Annotated in this window: 16 protein-coding genes; all 16 read right to left on the reverse strand. The window is 63.5% G+C overall.

Annotation, left to right across the window (positions count from 1 at the left end; translation table 11 throughout):
* Positions 1–91: 91 nt before the first annotated feature.
* Positions 92–949, reverse strand: coding sequence for a UTP--glucose-1-phosphate uridylyltransferase (locus tag OXR00_RS06705; RefSeq protein ID WP_267387356.1), 858 nt, complete (start codon positions 947–949; stop codon positions 92–94).
* Positions 946–1947: an NAD-dependent epimerase/dehydratase family protein gene (locus tag OXR00_RS06710; RefSeq protein WP_267387357.1), complete on the reverse strand. Its 1002-nt coding sequence runs from the start codon at positions 1945–1947 to the stop codon at positions 946–948. The genes OXR00_RS06705 and OXR00_RS06710 overlap by 4 nt, the downstream gene beginning before the upstream one ends.
* Entirely contained in the window at positions 1944–3245 is a 1302-nt protein-coding gene (locus OXR00_RS06715) for a UDP-glucose/GDP-mannose dehydrogenase family protein (RefSeq protein WP_267387359.1), read from the reverse strand. The genes OXR00_RS06710 and OXR00_RS06715 overlap by 4 nt, the downstream gene beginning before the upstream one ends.
* Before the next feature lie 40 nt (positions 3246–3285).
* Positions 3286–4536: an outer membrane beta-barrel protein gene (locus OXR00_RS06720; protein WP_267387360.1), complete on the reverse strand. Its 1251-nt coding sequence runs from the start codon at positions 4534–4536 to the stop codon at positions 3286–3288.
* On the reverse strand, positions 4533–5681 hold the full coding sequence (locus tag OXR00_RS06725; protein WP_267387361.1) for a glycosyltransferase family 4 protein: 1149 nt from the start codon (positions 5679–5681) through the stop codon (positions 4533–4535). The genes OXR00_RS06720 and OXR00_RS06725 overlap by 4 nt, the downstream gene beginning before the upstream one ends.
* Positions 5678–6610: a glycosyltransferase family 2 protein gene (locus OXR00_RS06730; RefSeq protein ID WP_346731986.1), complete on the reverse strand. Its 933-nt coding sequence runs from the start codon at positions 6608–6610 to the stop codon at positions 5678–5680. Before OXR00_RS06730 ends, OXR00_RS06725 begins: the two co-directional genes overlap by 4 nt.
* A gap of 196 nt (positions 6611–6806) precedes the next feature.
* The gene (locus OXR00_RS06735; RefSeq protein WP_267387363.1) at positions 6807–8057 is read right to left on the reverse strand and encodes a glycosyltransferase family 4 protein; all 1251 of its coding nucleotides are present in this window, start codon (positions 8055–8057) and stop codon (positions 6807–6809) included.
* The gene (locus tag OXR00_RS06740) at positions 8057–8914 is read right to left on the reverse strand and encodes a glycoside hydrolase family 16 protein (RefSeq protein WP_267387364.1); all 858 of its coding nucleotides are present in this window, start codon (positions 8912–8914) and stop codon (positions 8057–8059) included. The genes OXR00_RS06735 and OXR00_RS06740 overlap by 1 nt, the downstream gene beginning before the upstream one ends.
* 217 nt (positions 8915–9131) lie before the next feature.
* On the reverse strand, positions 9132–10400 hold the full coding sequence (locus tag OXR00_RS06745; RefSeq protein ID WP_346731987.1) for a glycosyltransferase: 1269 nt from the start codon (positions 10398–10400) through the stop codon (positions 9132–9134).
* A gap of 180 nt (positions 10401–10580) precedes the next feature.
* Positions 10581–11267, reverse strand: a complete 687-nt coding sequence (locus OXR00_RS06750; RefSeq protein ID WP_267387366.1) for an exosortase C-terminal domain/associated protein EpsI — start codon at positions 11265–11267, stop codon at positions 10581–10583.
* A gap of 29 nt (positions 11268–11296) precedes the next feature.
* Positions 11297–12202: an exosortase/archaeosortase family protein gene (locus OXR00_RS06755; RefSeq protein WP_267387367.1), complete on the reverse strand. Its 906-nt coding sequence runs from the start codon at positions 12200–12202 to the stop codon at positions 11297–11299.
* Complete coding sequence (locus tag OXR00_RS06760) at positions 12202–13020, reverse strand: P-loop NTPase (RefSeq protein WP_267387368.1); 819 nt, start codon at positions 13018–13020, stop codon at positions 12202–12204. Before OXR00_RS06760 ends, OXR00_RS06755 begins: the two co-directional genes overlap by 1 nt.
* A complete protein-coding gene (locus tag OXR00_RS06765) occupies positions 13017–14408 on the reverse strand; it encodes a Wzz/FepE/Etk N-terminal domain-containing protein (protein WP_267387369.1) in 1392 nt (463 codons plus the stop codon). The genes OXR00_RS06760 and OXR00_RS06765 overlap by 4 nt, the downstream gene beginning before the upstream one ends.
* Before the next feature lie 13 nt (positions 14409–14421).
* Positions 14422–15234: a polysaccharide biosynthesis/export family protein gene (locus tag OXR00_RS06770; RefSeq protein WP_267387370.1), complete on the reverse strand. Its 813-nt coding sequence runs from the start codon at positions 15232–15234 to the stop codon at positions 14422–14424.
* Entirely contained in the window at positions 15231–16127 is an 897-nt protein-coding gene (locus tag OXR00_RS06775) for an EpsD family peptidyl-prolyl cis-trans isomerase (protein ID WP_267387371.1), read from the reverse strand. Before OXR00_RS06775 ends, OXR00_RS06770 begins: the two co-directional genes overlap by 4 nt.
* Before the next feature lie 103 nt (positions 16128–16230).
* Positions 16231–16728, reverse strand: a complete 498-nt coding sequence (locus OXR00_RS06780; RefSeq protein WP_242153108.1) for a hypothetical protein — start codon at positions 16726–16728, stop codon at positions 16231–16233.
* Positions 16729–17145 lie beyond the last annotated feature (417 nt).

Below are 17145 nucleotides of genomic sequence, written 5' to 3' on the forward strand. Positions count from 1 at the left end.
TTTCACGGAAGGCAAAGTTTCGCCTACGGAAGGGTATTTGCGACACGCCGACGGTGCGCCGATACTTTAGCGCCGACGACCTGCATCCTTGTCAAAGAATCGTCTTTGCCCACGCGCGAAGGTCGCCGCCCATGGTGGCATCGCGACAGGCCAGCGCGAAATTGGCCTGTGCGAAGCCGAGCTTTGATCCGCAATCATAGCGTTCGCCGGCGAAGGTGACGCCGTGGAACGGCTGCTGGCCGATCAGCTTCGCCATCGAATCGGTCAACTGCACCTCGCCACCGGCGCCGGCCTCTTGCGTGGCAAGATATCCCATGATCTCGGGCTGGAGGATGTAGCGACCGGCGACGATCAGGTTGGACGGCGCAGTGCCCGCCTTCGGTTTCTCGACAAGCCCGCGCACCTCGGTGAGCGTGCCGTCACGAAGCCCCGGATCGAGCACGCCGTAGCTCGGCGTCTCCGCCAACGGTACTTCCAGCGCGCAGATCAGATTGCCGCCGACCTGTTCGTAGGCATCGACCATCTGCTTGAGGCAGCCGGGGCTGCCGACCATGAACTCATCCGGCAGGATAATCGCGAACGGTTCGTCACCGATGACGTGCCGCGCGCACCAGATCGCGTGGCCGAGTCCGCGTGGCTCCTGCTGACGGACGAACACCGCATCGCCCGGCGTGAGCCGCGAGCCTTGGAGCGCCGCCACCGACTTGCCGCGATCCGCCTGGGTGCGTTCGAGCTCGTAGGCCATGTCGAAATGGTCCTCGATCGCAGCCTTGCCGCGACCGTTGACGAACACCATGGTCTCGATCCCCGCCTCGATCGCCTCATCGACGGCATATTGGATGAGCGGACGGTCGACCACCGGCAGCATTTCCTTGGGCACCGCCTTGGTGGCGGGGAGGAAGCGCGTGCCGAGCCCGGCGACAGGAAAGACGGCCTTGCGGATCTTCATGCCGGCACCTTGTAGAAGTCGCGATACCAGTCGGCGAAGCGCTTGAGGCCATCCTCGAGCATCACCTCGGGATGATAGCCGGTGATCGCGCGCAGCTTCGACACGTCGGCGTAGGTGGCGGTGACGTCACCCGGTTGCATCGGCCGCATGATCTTCTCGGCGGTCTTGCCGAGTGCCGACTCCAGTGCCTCGATCATCTCCATCAGGCCTACGGGTCTGCTGTCGCCGATGTTGAGGACGCGATGCTCCTTGCGTTCCGGCGGATGGTCGAGCGAGCCGATGATGCCGTCGACGATGTCGTCGATATAGGTGAAGTCGCGCGCCATCTTGCCTTCGCCGTAGACCTCGATCGGGTCCCCGCGCAGGATTTTCTGCGTGAAGCCGAAATACGCCATGTCTGGCCGGCCCCACGGGCCGTAGACTGTGAAGAACCGCAGGCCGGTTTGCGGGAAGCCGTACAGCTTGGAATAGCTGTGGCTCATCAGTTCGCAAGCGCGCTTGGTGGCGGCGTAGAGCGACACCGGGCTGGTCGCGGGCTCGTCCTCGGTGAAGCCCGCCCCACCCATCGGCTTGTCGCCGTATACCGACGAGGACGATGCGTAGACGAGATGTTCGAAATCCGGCGCATGGCGGCTCGCTTCGAGCAGCGAAAGATGCCCGGCGAGATTGGAGCGTTCGTAAGCGAACGGGTTCTCCAGACTGTAACGCACCCCCGCCTGCGCGGCGAGGTGGACGATGCGCTTTACGCCGTTGTCGCGCACCAGCGCGGCGATGGCGGGCGCATCGGCGATGTCGAGTTTGTGGAAGGTGAAGCCCTCCACCCCCTCGAACGTCGCCAGCCGCGCCGCCTTCAGCGCCGGGTCGTAATAATCGTTGACGATATCGACACCGATCACCCGCTCCCCGCGGGCGAGCAGCTTATGCGCCGTCGCATGACCGATGAACCCGGCGGCGCCGGTGACGAGGACGGGATCGGCCCGTTGCGCGCCGCCGCTCACCGGCCCACCGCCGTATAGGTGAAGCCAGCCGCTTCGACCGCATCGCGCGGGTAGACGTTGCGCAGATCGACCAGGATCGGCTGCGACAGCAGGCTTTTCACACGCGGCAGATCAAGCGCGCGGAACGCATCCCATTCGGTGACGAGGACAAGCGCGTCGGCGCCTTCCATCGTCTCATAGGCGTTGTTGCAATAAGCGACTTCCTTCAGCACCAGTTCGGCCTGCTCCATCCCCTCCGGATCGTAAGCACGGACGGTGGCGCCAGCATCCTGCAACGTCTGGATCACCGCGATCGCGGGTGAATCCCGCATGTCGTCGGTGTTGGGCTTGAAGGTCAGACCGAGCACCGCCACCGTCTTGCCGCGCACGTCGCCGCCCATCGCTGTGATGACCTTGCGGCCCATCGCGCGCTTGCGCTGATCGTTGACGTTGACGACCGCCTCGACGATGCGCTGCGGCGCGTCGAAATCCTGGCTGGTCTTGAGCAGCGCCAGCGTATCCTTGGGGAAGCACGACCCGCCATAGCCCGGCCCGGCATGCAGGAACTTGGAGCCGATGCGGTTGTCGAGGCCGATGCCGCGCGCGACATCCTGCACGTTCGCACCAACCTTCTCGCACAGATCGGCGATCTCGTTGATGAAGGTGATCTTCACCGCGAGGAAGGCGTTGGCGGCGTATTTGGTCAGTTCGGCGCCGCGCCGGTCCATCTCCACGATCGGCGATTTGTTGATGTACAGCGGGCGGTACACCTGCCGCATCACCGCCATCGCGCGGGGATCGTCGCCACCGATGACGATGCGGTCGGGCCGCTTGAAATCGTCGATCGCAGCACCTTCGCGCAGGAACTCGGGGTTGGAGACCACCGCGAACTCTGCGTCCGGATTGGCCTCGCGCATGATCCGCTCGACTTCGTCGCCGGTGCCTACGGGCACGGTAGACTTGTCGACAATGACGGTGAAGCCGGTGATCGCCTGCGCGATCTCGGCAGCGGCGGCATAGACGTAGGACAGATCGGCATGGCCGTCGCCACGCCGCGATGGCGTGCCGACCGCGATGAACACTGCATCCGCGCCCGCCACGCCCGCCTTGATATCGGTGGTGAACGCCAGCCGCCCGGCGGCGACGTTGCTCGACACGAGATGGTCGAGGCCGGGTTCGAAGATCGGGATCTTGCCCGCCTTCAGCGCTTCGATCTTGCGTTCGTCCTTGTCGACGCACGTCACGTCATGTCCGAAGTCCGCGAAGCATGCTCCGGATACCAGGCCGACATAGCCTGATCCGATCATTGTGACTTTCATGTGAAGAGCCCCCGTTGTGTTCGTAGAGTGATGCCAGCGATTACGAGCCGAAATCGCGCGAAATCGTAAAGGTGAAGGTGTTGGCAGCGTACGGATAATCAACCCGCGTCGAATCGCGTTGGTTATGCTCATAAGTGAGAGCGAGCGAGAATTTTAGCCCGGTCATGTAAGAAAGGCCCGCATTGGCGACAGTCGTTTGCTCGGTTCGATTCACCGCGAACGGATCGGTCGCCCGCAGGTCGTAGCGGAACCGACGGTTCTCGCGACTAAGCCCGACGTTCACACCCAGCCTGCCGAACACCGTCTCGCTAACCGACAGGCTGTACCGTGTCGCCACCACACCGTTCGAGAACAGCAGGGTTTCCGACGAGAAGCCACGCCGGAACGCCGGTTTGACGACCAGCCCCGGCAACGGTGACCAGCGTAGTGCGATATTGCCGACCAGCCCCGCGAAATCGGCGTTCAGCACCGATCGATCGTTATGCTTGGTATAGCCGAACGTGCCGTTGATGCTGGTGAGGCCGGTGATCTGGTAATCGATATGCGACAGGATCGAACTGTCGAGCGCATCGCCGCGATACACTTGTACCGCGTTACCGATTAGGACGGGACGCGGGGAATCGCCGGTGGCCTGTGTGCGGGTATATTCCAGCGTTATGCTGTTCCCGCTCGGCGAATAATAGCCGAACCCGCCGCTGCCGGTCACGCGATCCGAACTGTACGCGGTGAGCCCGCCACCGGAGAGCGCGATCTTGAGATATTCGAACCGCCCGACAGCACGGAAATCGCCGAGCAGATCGTGCGACGCATCAAGGTTCAGATCGGTCGTGCTGCGCAACACCCGGCGGACACTGTTCGAATCCGCGAACGGAACCGGCGCGTGGAGATACGACGCGGACGCGTCCACCGTCGCCTGCCCCGTTTTGTACATCGCACTCAGTTTGCCGATGTAATTGAACGTGTCGACAGCGGGATTGTTGGCGTGAAAGGTCTTGCCCGCCATGGCCTGCGCATCAACCACGATCACGCCGATCCGGGTCTGCGCATCCCCGTTCACCGCCAGATAGGTGACGACGTCCTCACCATGATCGGGCAAGCTCTCCCGGATCGCGGGGGGAAGCCGAAACAGGTTGTCGTCATAGCTGACCGACGCGGTCGGGGTGACGCGGTAGCTTTGCGCAGCCGCGCTCCCGCTCGCGAACAATGCCGCTCCGGCCAGCAATCCAGCCGCGAAGCGCGATCGCGCCTTACCTGGCAGGGTCGATGCGGAGTCGTGTTCGATGACGATCATGCCGCCACGCCTGCAAACAGTTCCGGAAACGTCGTCCGCGCGCACGCCGCCCAGGTAAAGCGTTCCGCGCGTGCACGCGCCGCCGCGCCGTGCGCCCCCCGCGCAGCCGCGTTGCCGGCGAACTCAGCGATGCTCACCGCAAACCCGTCGAGATCGTCCGGCGCGATCAGCGCGCCGGTTTCGCCCAACACCTCCGGGATGCCGCCGACCGCCGCCGCGATGGAGGGACAGCCTTGCGCCGCTGCCTCGACCAGCACGAGCCCGAAGCCTTCGATCTTGCCGGGCAATGCGCGCGCGAACAGCAGGTTGGCGGCGGCGCGCGCATAGACACGCTTGATATCGTCGACCGACAGGCGCCCGGCCAGCACCGTGCGGACCCGGTGCGCACGACCTGCCTCGGCGATCGCCTGCGCATAGCCATCATCCTCGGCGCGGCCGACGACGACATAGACCGGATCGGCCATGCCATGTCCGTCGCGCGCGCGGGCAAGCGCGGCGATCGTATCGAGATGCCCTTTGCGCGGTTCCAGCCGCCCGACGCTGCAGAACAGCGGCCCATCCGGCACCATCGCAAGCGCCTGATGCTCGAACGCACCGGCCGCCGGCGGGGCGAACCATTCCCGGCCAACACCAAGATAGGTGATCGCCTCCCGCACTGGTTGGCCGATCTGCGCGCGGAAGATGTCACGCGTCGCCTGCGAATTGTACGTGACCAGTTCCGCCGCCAGATACGCCCGCCGCACGATCGCGAACATCGCGCTGCCGCGCCGGAACTTGCTCGCCTCGCTGCCGTGCACCATCACGCGGTAACGGCGACCGTGTAGCGGCTGAAGCATCCGCAACACCAACAGGCTGCGGATATCGGCGGCAAGCACGATCGTGTCGGATGGCAGGTGCCGCAAGATGCCGAGCAGCCTGGGCGCCGCCGCCAGCGGCACTTTATGGTGGCGCAAGATCAGATGATGTTCGATTCCCGCCGGCAGCATCTCCGCGCCATCGTAGGCGGCTGCGACGACGATCACCCTGCGTCCGCTCGACACCAATGCGGTGGCGAGTTCGACCGCATAGGTGCCGATGCCACCGGGAAAGGGCGCGTATTCGCAGGTGACGATCACCACCGGCGGGCGGCCCCGTTGCAACATCATGCGACGCCCAGCGCCGCTTGACGCGCCCGCCCACCCGCGCCGAGCATCTTCAGCGCGAGCCCGGGGAACAGGCTTGTCGCGACGAGCGACTGCCAAGCGCGCCAGTTAAGCGGATCGAGCCGCACCGCCAGCCGCAACAGCCGCACCGCGCCCGCCGGGTCGTTGAGCAGGAAACGGTGGTTGCCGAGCTTGCGCGCACGCTCCGCTAGGCGGCGCGGCACCAGCGGCAACAACGCAGGCGCGTCGGCCGCCGCCTTCAAAGCGACATAGGCGTGGTGCGCCATCAGATCCTTGCGCCCACCGGTGATGCTGGTACCGCGCTGTCGCTTATACAGGAGCGGCATGTCGACCAACGCGAAGCGCGTCACACCCGCGAGCCGAAGATAGAAGTCGGTGTCCTCGAAGACACGCACCGCCGCGTCGAACCCATTCGCCGCGTCATAAGCATCGCGACGCAGCAACGTCGTGGACGGGATGATCGGTGGATCGTTGAGGAAATAGGTGCGCGACAGATCGGCCTCGGCGGTGATGTCCAGCACGCCCGCGCGCCGCGCCGCGCCAACGTCGCCATCGGGAAACACGTAGAAATCGGCGTAGACCAAGCCGACGGCGGCGTCCCCCGCCAGCACAGGCATTTGCCGTTCGAGCTTGTCGGGTGTCCACAGATCGTCACCATCAAGGATGGCGAGCACCGGCGCACGCGTTTCGGCGATCGCGCGGCGGCGCTGGCCGGGTACACCCACCCCGCCTTCACCGTACAGGACGCGGATTCGCGCGTCCCACCGTTCCAGATCACGCAGAACCGCGAGTGTCGCGGGATCTGAACCGTCGTCGGCGATCACCACCGCTTCGATCAGGTCAGCACGGGTCTGGTCCAGCACGCTGCGCACCGCCGCGCCGATATACGGGCCCTCATTATAACAGGTCATGATAACCGCGACTGTCAGCGACATGGCAATATCTCCGGACGACAGGCGTGCCGAGACACGCGGGCGGACAAGGCGAACGTGCGGGACATCATTCAGGCGAGCCGGGCCGAGCGGCGCGGGCTGCGCACGATTCGCATATCCAGACAGGGCGCCAGGCATGCTGGCGGCTCCAGTCGCAGGCCACGCGCGGTCGCCGTCATGCCCGCGTTCCGATCAGATCGTTGGCACGCACGGGCTCGGCGACGGCCGTACCGGTGCGGTCGATGGCGTCGATCGCAGCAAGTGTGCGGGCAGCGATCGCGTCGATCCCGATATTGTCCTGCGCGAACGCGCGCGCCGCCAGCGACATTTCACGCCGCGCCGCCGCGCTCAGATCGAGCGCACGGCGCATCGCCGCAACGAACGCCTGTGGGGTGGAGTCTTCCACGATGAAGCCGTTCCACCCGTCCGAAACGACCTCCTCGACACCGCTTGCCTTGAACACGATCGGGATGACACCCGCCGACATCGCTTCGAGCAGGGCGTTCGACTGCCCTTCGCGTTTGGAGGCGCACACGAAGAAATCGCTCACCTGCAATTCGGGATAGACGTCCGCAACGAACCCGGCGAACGACACTGCGGACGGATGCGACGAAGCCGCAGCGATCGGGGCGAGCCGATCCCTTTCGGGTCCGTCACCAACCAGGCGAAGATGCACTCCGGCACCTTCCGCAGCGAGCCGCATCGCCGCTTGATAGAGCACATCGACGTTCTTGTCGGGGTGCAGGCGCGCCGCATAAATGAAACGACGGCCGCTTCGCGTGGCGATCGCAGCCTCCAGCAACGTCATTGCCGGCAATGCAACTCCGTTGAGAAATTCGGCGATGCGTTCCCGCGCGATATCGAGCTTGCGCAATTCGCTGGCGATCTGCGTGCTGTTGGCGACGAACAGATCGACCCGTCGCCGCAACAGCCGCTCGACCCAATGACCATACAGGTATTTCTTGGCGCGCAACGCCGCGAACTCCGACGCTTCGCCGCCGCCGCCGAGCTTGATCAGCAGCGGCGAGCCGAGCCGCATCGCCGCCAGCGCCGGCCCCAACGCATGCAGTCGGGCATGGAACACGTACACTGGCACGCCGCGCCAGCGGGCGTCGCGCAATTGCCACGGCACCCACAGGCTCCACGCGAGGAACGCCAGCATGTTGCGCCCGCCAAGATTGGGATAGGCCGACAACCGCTTGCGCACGATGCGGCCAAACACCGTCTCTTCGACCGCGGGCACATCCCGCGCCACGGTCGGCGCGATCAGCGTGACGGTCACGCCGCGCCGTCCGAGCGCTTCGGCGAGGATCAGTGCTTGCCGCTCCGCCCCGCCGTAGCTGTCGGGGAAATAGGCCGCTACGACGAGGATGAGCGATCGCTCGCGCGTGTCCGCCGGCTCTCGCGCATCCTCGTCGTCGCCCATTATTTCCAGACCTTTACGTAATCGAACAGAACCGTTTGCGGCAACGTCGCGGGTGTGTCCTTCGGATTGATCGACAGCGTCAGGTTGAAGTAGAATGGACGCGTGAAATAATCCGCGTCCGCCGCGATCCGGCTGACTTCCTTGCCGTCCATGTAAATGACGATCGCAGGCTTGCCGCCCAGCGTCGCAACCCCGCGCAGGTCCGCACCATAGGTGTGCCAACCAAAGTCGGCGATGGCGTTCATGCCGGTATAGTCGTTATGCTGGGTATGGCCTTTTCTCTCGTTCGGCCCCCAGCGGTGGATCGTGTGATGATGGCCGCGCTTGTCGCTCGAACCGTAATATTCGATCGCGTCGACCTCGAGATGCCCGCGCTTTGACGGCAGATCCGGCGTCAGCAGCCAGAACGCCGCCCACGTTCCCTTCGCCTCGGGGAAACGCGCCTTCGTCTCGAAATAGCAAGCGGTGCACGTGAAGCCATTCACTCCCGGCACCACCGGCGCACCGTCATATGCCTGGCTGCTGTTGACCGACTGAACGTGCCCGCTGTGGATTCCCGCGTCGTCCTTATACGCCTGAATCGCCAGCGCGCCGCTTTGGTTCTGATACGCGCGACCGCCCGCGGCGTCGAACTTCTCCAGACCAACGTTGGTGTGCTGCTTTGCCCACAAGACCGGACCGGAAAACGGTCGCGGCGTATTGAACTTCTCGCCATAGACCTGTTTCGATTTGCCCAGGTCCAACGCAGCACCGCGCTGTGCCTCGCTCCACCCATTGTCGGCGAACGCTGCGCACGGCCACAAAGCCAATGCGCACGCTGCGCCCTTGATGCCAGCACGCTTGATCGTTCCTACCATAACCTTCCTCCTGCAAGAGGACATTCGCAAGCACCCGCTGCCAGCCAACGCTCTCGTCCAAGACAATATAGAAGGTTTAGTTTACTGATTACGCAGATAGGCATCCGCAGTACTGCGGAATATCTGACGAATCTTAGATGTATAAACAAATGATTCACCAAGAATCTTCCAATCACGACTTTTTACTCGGCACCCTTGCCAGAACTCTCACCGCTCTTCAGGCGCAGCGATATACAGCCTGCTGCGCGCGCGCATCTTCACGCGCGCCCATCCGCGCCGCGACGCGGGGAAGCGCCAACGTCTCACGATACGCTTCGTCAAGTTGCGCGAACATCGACGGGAACTTCCAATCCTCGACCGGGGCAGTCGATGCCGCCTGCGTCATGGCTTTCAGCCGACCGGTATCGTTCACCAGCGCAACCGCTTCGCGCGCGACCGCCTGCGCATCCTTGCTGCGCACGACGATACCGTTGCGTCCGCTGTCGATGATCTCCTCGATCCCTCGCAAAGGACTGACGACCGCCGGCTTGCCACCTGCAAGGCTCTGCACGATCGTGCGCGGCAATCCTTCCCGCAAAGACGCGAGCGTTGAAACATCGGCCAGTGCCACCAGCCGCTCCGGATCGGACCTGTGGCCGAGCAACTTGACCCGATCGCCGACACCAAGCGAGTGGATCAACGCCGCAAGAATTTCGTTATCCGGTCCATCGCCGGCAAGCAGCAGGCGGATGTTTTCGCCCGGACGCGTCACCCGGGCGAAGCCGGTAATGAATTCCGCCTGCCGCTTGCGTGCCTCCAGCACCGCCATCATCAGGATGGTCCGCGGCTTCTCCGCCGTCGGGCCGACGCCCAGCATCCCCCGCCAGTCGTCAGGCATTGTCGCGGTCTGAAATCTCTCGATATTCATGCCCGAGCGCACAACCGAATGGAGCCGCTGACCGCCAAGACGCGCCAGTGCGTAGGCGCGGCGCGTGCCGTGGCTGACGTGGATGAAGTGATCGGTCATCGGCGCGGCGATGTGCTCGGCGGTAAGGTAGACCAGCTTTTCCGCCAGGCCGACGTTGCTGAACGGCAGGATATGGACGCCATGCACGATCGCCGGTACTTTTGCATTGCTCGCCGCGAGGCGCCCGACGATGCCGGCCTTGCTGGTGTGCGTGTGGACGATATCGGCCTGCACCTCGTCGAACAACGTCGACAGCTTGCGGTAGGCGGCAAGGTCGTCTTGAGCGGATACCTCCCGCACCAGTTCGCTAACCAGATGCACACGCACCGGCGTGCCGCGACCCGCATATTCCTCAACGTCCGAGGATCGGCCGCAGAACAGATGCACAATGTGCCCCGACTGCGCCTGGTGGACACACGAGGCCCAGGTATTCTCTTCAGCACCGCCAGACCGGTTCATGCGCGTCTGTACGTGCGCAATCACAAGCGGCCGCCCAAGACGTGCAGGTTCGCTAAACTGATTATGCAATAGCTTACCCATCACGAATCCCTTTGATTATCCTACACCGCCTAAAATTACGAAGAATATTCAAGCGCATTTGGAAGTACAATTATAAGTCTTATCTCGTTATTCTGTATATCATCGTAAGACTACAACATGACCTTCGAGTATCATGTTATACGTAGGCATATACACGTAACCCGGTCATTCAGACTGTTGTTAGATCGACTTCGGATGTTTATTAACGAGGATCTCGCCCAGCGGCGCACTCGCGGTCTGGACCAGTTCCCGGAAAAAACGGGCAAGCAGATCGGCTGGCGTGGTCGCTCCGCCCTGCGCGATGTCATCTTCCAGAAACGAAGCCCTGACCATCACGCCGTCGGGAAGATGCATGGCGAGGCTCTGTCGGAACAAGGCCGCACGAACAGCCAGGGAGCCGGACGGCACGGCATTTCCAATTCGCATGAAATAGCCGACGCGCTCGCGACGCTCCTCGCGCTGGCCGACGAACTGGGTGAGGGTGACGTTGTCGCCAGCCGGCCCGAGCGCGATCGGCGCAAGCCGCTTCACGTGGAAGCCTTGCGTCGCATAACAGAATTCAGGCCAGTGGAACCGCTCCTCCTGACGCACTTCGCGCTTGTACGCGATGTTGAGCATGATGCGCGGCAGCACCGGCGAAACATAATCGCGCTCGATCACGCGGTCATACATTTCCAGCGCCTGCGAGAACGCAATGTCCACCACGACCGGATCGATCATGTCGGCGCGCGCAGCCTGTAAATGCCACGAGCCGAGTTGCGCCGGAAGGTGCGTCAGAATGGTACCTCGCCCAACCGGCACCTCCTGCTGCGCCCGCCGAAAGGCGATCGCTCCGGCCGATGCGGTTGCGGCAAGCCCGGCGAACACACCCGCCCCGATCAGGTCACGCCGGCGCATCATGCGGCCTCAGCCCGCGGTCCGAGCGCCTTGCCGAGCAGCATGAACGCGAACAGCACAATGCCGACCTCGAGATACGCCGCGACGTCATGCATGAACGCCTCGCCGCCTACGCCCGCCACGGCCGTGGTCACGATCAGGCCGAACACCCGAAGGAAATTTACCGCTAGCGCGATCATCGGCATCAGCACGACAAACAACAGCCCGGCGCCCAGTGACCGCGCCGGAAAGAAATGCAGGAAAAGGAACCCGATCGCCGTCATCGACACCATCGCGCGCAACCCCACGCACGCGCCGGCGACGTTCAGTTCGACGAACCCGACGTAGATGAACACGCCGGAGGTACTCACGGGAAAGCCCAGCCAAGCCGCGAGCCGTGCTGCCGAATGCGTCAACCCAAGCCGCAACGGCACCAGCAAGGCATCCGCGATCGGCCCGAACCATGGCACGATGAAGATCAGCAACGTACTGAGCAGCAGCCACCGCCGCGCCAGCGCGAACCCGCCAGACGCCATCGCCAGCCCCGTCATAATCGCCGGCAGCGACACGCCCTGCATCTGCACCGAATCCGTGATCCGGCCGACAAAGTACAACAGCAACCCGCACAGGATCGCTGCCGCGCCATAACCCACCTCTCGCGACGTCGCGGTCCACGCGAACGCCTTGCGATCCTGCCAATAGCCGAACAGCACCAGCAACAGCAGCAGGCCACTGTGGTTGTCGTCTTCGCTCCACAGGAACAACGCGCCATATTCGATCAGCACCGGCGCGTAGAGCGCGACCAGCCCGACCAGGATCAGCCCGAGCGCAACCGGTTCGCGACCCTGCCGCGAGGAGACCGCACCGGCATCCTGAGCCGGCACATCCGACATGCCCTCCGACAACCGAATGGCACCCGTCCCCATCACGGCCGCAACATCACGCCGCCGACGATGGCGATCCCGGCATCTTCGCACAGGTCGAGCACCCGCGACGAGCGCCGCGCACGGGTTACGCCTTCACGCGTCACGCACAAGGCCCCGGCGGTGGCAAGTCCGGCGATCTGATAGTCGTTGGAGGTCGCCGCCGCCGGCGTATCGACGAAGATTACTTCGAACTCGCTGCGCATCGTCTCGATCACGGACTGCAACGCCGATTGCATGAAACGATCCGACTTCAGCTCCAGCAATGCACTCGCCGTGATCACCGCGAGGTGATCGACGCCCTGCACCGCCCGGCAGATCGTGCCGGGTCGGGGCTCGTCAAGGCCGAACTTTGCGTGGATCGCCGGATTGTGCAGATCGCCGTCGATCAACAACGTCCGAACGCCCGATTGCGCGAAGATACACGCGAGGTTCACTGCGACGGCGGTGCGCCCCTCCCGCCGGTCCGCGCTTATGATCGAGAGCGCCGGCTGCTTGGGATTGCCAAGGAACCAGCGCATCGCCAGCGTTTGCGCGACACGCCGCAGATCCGCAACGCGCGGTGAGTGCGGGCTCTTCAGAACGAACAGATCGTCCGCCACCCCCATCCCCGGCGGCAACGCGCTGATGTTGCTGGCGGGCGCCGCTTGGCGCGGGGCATCTGCCAGCAACGCCGCCGCACGACTGAACAGCATTTCGCGGTCCTTCACCAACGCGGAGTGATCCTCTGCCGCATCACCGGTGCGCTGACGCTCCGCGGCCAAGAGATCGGCGATCCGAACCGAGAGATCGTCCCATTCGCGGCTGACGTGCTCCATCATTGTGCCCTCGTGTTTGGCAAGAGGCCGGTAACCATGCGCGGCAACCGCATCGGTCGCGGTGGACTGATCCGGATGGCGCCCAGATCCGGGATACCGAGCCAGCTCTCGATCTCGCTGCTAAAGCGGATGCGGCGGTCGAAGAACTCGATCGTCAGCGCGAGCAAGATGCCCGCGACCACGCCGGTCATCAGCGCCAGCGCCAGCGTCAGCAGCCGTCGCGGCAGCACCGGCGTGTCGCTCGGCGTGGCTGGCGACAGCAAGGAAAGGTTGGTCTGCCCGGTATTGTCGAGCACCTGAAGCTGCGCGCGACGTTGCGCGATCTGATCGTACGACGCCTGGAGGTTGGCGATGTCCTGCTGCATTACCGACACTTCGCTTTGCGCAGCACGCACCTTGGTCACGCGCCCGCGCTGCGCTGTCACCGCGCCGTTGAGACCGGACTGCATCGCCTGCGCCTGTGCCGCCGCCGCTGCCGCCGATTTGCGGATAAGTGCCTCCTGGCTCGATAGTTGCCCGCGCAAGCCGGCGATCTGCGCAACAAGCTGCCGATAATCGGGATTGTTCGGTCCCGCGGTGGCGCTCATCTGGCTGCGTTGCGCCTCGAGCCGAGCGATCTCGGTCTGCAGCCCCTGCACCACCCCGCTCGCCATTGTGTCCGGCAACGCTCCGGCACCCGCATGCGCCGATGCCGCGGCGCTCTGCGCCTGTGCGGCAGCGAGTTGCGCGGACAATGCATTGAGCCGCGCGCTGTCCGGGTCATTGTCGCCCTTGCCCGCTACAATATCGAGTGTGCCTTCCTTGGCGACGAGTTGCGCCTGCATCTCGTGCAGTTTGCCGCTCAACGCATCGAGCTGGCGCGTGTACGAGGCGACGGTGCGGCGGGCCGGATCCGCCTGCAACTGTACGTTGACGTCGATGAAGGCACTGGCAAACGCGTTCGCCATTGCAGCGGCGAACTGCGGATTCCCGCTCAGGAAGCTGATCTCCATCACGCGCGAATTGGTCACGCTGGAATCCACGAGCAGACCGTTGCGCAGCTTGCTGGCGATGAAATCGGGCAACGCACCGTCCGTGGGCTCCCAGCCATATTGCTGGATGACGCCAGGCGCGTTGGCGAGACCCGTGTCGGTCACCACCTGCCGCGCGACACGGTCGCTTTTAAGGATATCCTCTTGCGTGAGCAGATAATCCGAAGACAGCTGCTCCGCGACTGATTGCGGGCCGATCGTCTCTGGCGCACGCACGCCCGCGACCACAGTTGCGGTGGATTTATAGACCGGCGTGGTCACGACCAGATCGAGCACCGCCAGCGCCATCGCCAAAGCGATACACAGCGCGATGATCCGCCACTTTTCAAGAAGAACCTTGCCGAGATGCTTGGGGGTCATCGCTGTCGCCTGTCTAGAAAAGTCGTGCGCCGACGGTGATGAGATCGCGCGGTTGCACCGGATCCTGCGGCTTGGCACGGATCAGTTCGTCCGCCGCGCCAACGTGCCGCGTAACCTTGAGGTGACTGCGCGCGCCGCGGATCGTGACGCCACCGGCGAGCGCGATCGCGCGCTCCATCGTCAATCCCGGCTCAAGCGGGAACGAACCCGGTCGTTGCACCTCGCCCGAAATGTAGAATGTCGCGCTCTCCGTCACGATCAACGTATCATGCGGCTGCAGCGGCTGGTTCACCGTTCCCGCCAGCACCTGATCGGCGGCGAGATCCTGCTGCGAGCCGTCCTGATGCAACACGCGGACCGTGCCGCCGCCGACGCCCAGCGTAGCCCCCGCCCGTGCGAGGATCTCGGTGATGGTCAGACCACCGCGATCGAGCGGATATTCGCCGGGCTTGGCAACCGCGCCGAGCACCGAGACGGTTCGGCTGCGGTAGGTTTGCACCAGCACGTTGACGACCGGATCGCGGAAAATACCACCGGTTTGCAGTCGCCGCGCGATTTCGCTGCCGACCTGCGCGGTGGTCATGCCAGCCGCCTTGACGCGCCCGATCGCGTTCAGCACGATCGTGCCGTCGTCGGCGACTTCCACGGTGGCGGCATAGTCCGGCGCGCGGTACACTGTGACGGTCAGCACATCACCGGGACCAACCGTATAGGATGATGCGTCCGCCGGCGCGCCCCGCGAAGCATCCTGGGGCGCAGCAGTCGCCGGTGCCGATAGCGGCGCGACCACAAGCAGGATCGCTACGGAGAAATGGCGCAGCTTCATGACTTTGGTGCCTCTTGCGCGTTGCTCGCGGACGCTGCTTTCAGATTGTTGTTGACGATCTCGACATTGCGGGACTTGCGAAGGGTCTTGACCGCTGCCGCCGTGATCGCCGACGTCCGCTCCGCAGCCAGACTCTGCTCGATGCGCGAACGTGCCAGATCAAGCGCGACCGGCTCTACCGTTGCAAACTGAATACGACCGAGATGAATTTGGCCCGGCGACTGGTAGACGATGTTCGACCCGGCGCCGAGCTTCTCCAGCATGCCGCCGCGATCATCGGGAAGTTCGTCGCTGAAACGGGTCACCGTTGCCGGCTGCATCCCCGGAATCTTCGTAGAGACCAACGTTGCGAGCGTAGCGAAGTCGCCGTGATCGAGCGTTTCCACATACGACCGCACGTCGGGCAGATCGCTACGCAGCACATATTCTTCGACAACGAAGCGCCGACGATTGCCGAACAGCGCGGGATGGCTGTTGTAATAGCGCTCCACCGCGCTTTCGCTTGGCTTGGGCACGTTGCCGGTCAGGGTATGGACATAGGCTTGCGCGAGAATGTTGCGTTTCGCCGCTGCGATCGCCTGGCTGTTTGCGGGATCGCGGTCCATACCGGCGCCCGTCGCCGCCTCAGCCAGCAGCTTCTCGTCGATCAGTTCCTGAAGCACCGCCCGTCGCATCGGCGCGACCGCTTCTTTCGTCACCGGTGGCAGGCCGCGCAGCAACTGCTCATATTCCTGGAGCGTGATCTCGAACTTGTCACCCTTGACGATGAGCTGGTCGGGGTTCTTGGCGGCGCCGCACCCGGCAAGCCCGGCGGCAAGCGCCAGCGCCAGTCCGCGCGACGCGTAGGGCCGATTGCACCGCGCAAGCGGGTGCAGGACGAGACTTAGCAACATCGATACCCCACATAGCGACGGTACGCGAACGCGATCCGTCTAGCTTCCCCACTTGAAAAAAGCGGGTGCGGTCGCCGCGCGACCGCACCCGTTCACGCTTCGATCAGGCGAGGCCAGCCTTGGCCTTCTGACGACGACGGCGCGCTGCCATCAACGCAGCCGCACCGCCGACGAACAGGATGCCAGCCGGCCCTGGAGCCGCTGCAGGCTGGCTGCTCAGCAGCGACAGCGCGTAATCACCGCCGAGCTTCGGGTCGACCGCAGTGCCGGACACGCTGATATAATAATTGCCTGCCATCAGCTTTTCCACAGTCGTGGTCTGCTCCGTTGCCGCACCAGTGATGTTGGCGATGCTCGACACAAAGGCACCGGCCGCAGTGTAGAGGCTGGCGGTGAGGCTGGTCAGGTAGAAGGTCTGCGTGCTGCCGTTCTTGGGTGTAAGTGCACGCAGCGACCCCTTCAGTACATCAGCATCCAGAGTGTTCTTCGCGGCGACCGAGAAAAAGACACGATCCGAAGGATTGTAGACGATGCCGATATGACCGCCCGACGTTTCGGCAACGCCGGTCTGCAAGGTGCCGAGTTGATAGTCGAAGGCCAACGAAGGCGTCGCGACGAAAGCCGCGCAAACACCTGCTAGAATCGAAATTCGTCTGCTGAACCTGATGCCCATAAGGAAACTCCCTAAATGACTGTTGTTGATGAATGCTGAGGACGTAGCGCCGATTAGATAAGTCTATCGGGCGGTAACATCATACGTATATTTCCGCATTGCATCAAAACTTATTCGCCGTCTAAGCTATGTGATATCGCCATAACGGACATGTACATGTTATATGTAATGATAACTTGTAGAATTATCGCAGCCTCAGATACAATGACCTTATGAATTACTACGCGAATACGTAGACTTGTCGTTTTTCAGGAGCACGCACACCGCGTTGCTGCGGCTACTCTATTGCGGCAAGTCAGTGTTCGCGGGAACCATTTCTCTCAGCTTTGGATGTATTTGACGTAA

The organism is Sphingomonas sp. GC_Shp_3, assembly GCF_026540945.1.
GTDB lineage: Bacteria > Pseudomonadota > Alphaproteobacteria > Sphingomonadales > Sphingomonadaceae > Sphingomonas.

Coding starts and splice junctions, on each gene's coding strand:
- OXR00_RS06705 (WP_267387356.1), bottom strand. CDS start 949: ATGAAGATCCGCAAGGCCGTCTTTCCTGTCGCCGGGCTCGGCACGCGC.
- OXR00_RS06715 (WP_267387359.1), bottom strand. CDS start 3,245: ATGAAAGTCACAATGATCGGATCAGGCTATGTCGGCCTGGTATCCGGA.
- OXR00_RS06720 (WP_267387360.1), bottom strand. CDS start 4,536: ATGATCGTCATCGAACACGACTCCGCATCGACCCTGCCAGGTAAGGCG.
- OXR00_RS06725 (WP_267387361.1), bottom strand. CDS start 5,681: ATGATGTTGCAACGGGGCCGCCCGCCGGTGGTGATCGTCACCTGCGAA.
- OXR00_RS06730 (WP_346731986.1), bottom strand. CDS start 6,610: ATGACCTGTTATAATGAGGGCCCGTATATCGGCGCGGCGGTGCGCAGC.
- OXR00_RS06735 (WP_267387363.1), bottom strand. CDS start 8,057: ATGGGCGACGACGAGGATGCGCGAGAGCCGGCGGACACGCGCGAGCGA.
- OXR00_RS06740 (WP_267387364.1), bottom strand. CDS start 8,914: ATGGTAGGAACGATCAAGCGTGCTGGCATCAAGGGCGCAGCGTGCGCA.
- OXR00_RS06745 (WP_346731987.1), bottom strand. CDS start 10,400: ATGGGTAAGCTATTGCATAATCAGTTTAGCGAACCTGCACGTCTTGGG.
- OXR00_RS06755 (WP_267387367.1), bottom strand. CDS start 12,202: ATGGGGACGGGTGCCATTCGGTTGTCGGAGGGCATGTCGGATGTGCCG.
- OXR00_RS06760 (WP_267387368.1), bottom strand. CDS start 13,020: ATGATGGAGCACGTCAGCCGCGAATGGGACGATCTCTCGGTTCGGATC.
- OXR00_RS06765 (WP_267387369.1), bottom strand. CDS start 14,408: ATGACCCCCAAGCATCTCGGCAAGGTTCTTCTTGAAAAGTGGCGGATC.
- OXR00_RS06770 (WP_267387370.1), bottom strand. CDS start 15,234: ATGAAGCTGCGCCATTTCTCCGTAGCGATCCTGCTTGTGGTCGCGCCG.
- OXR00_RS06775 (WP_267387371.1), bottom strand. CDS start 16,127: ATGTTGCTAAGTCTCGTCCTGCACCCGCTTGCGCGGTGCAATCGGCCC.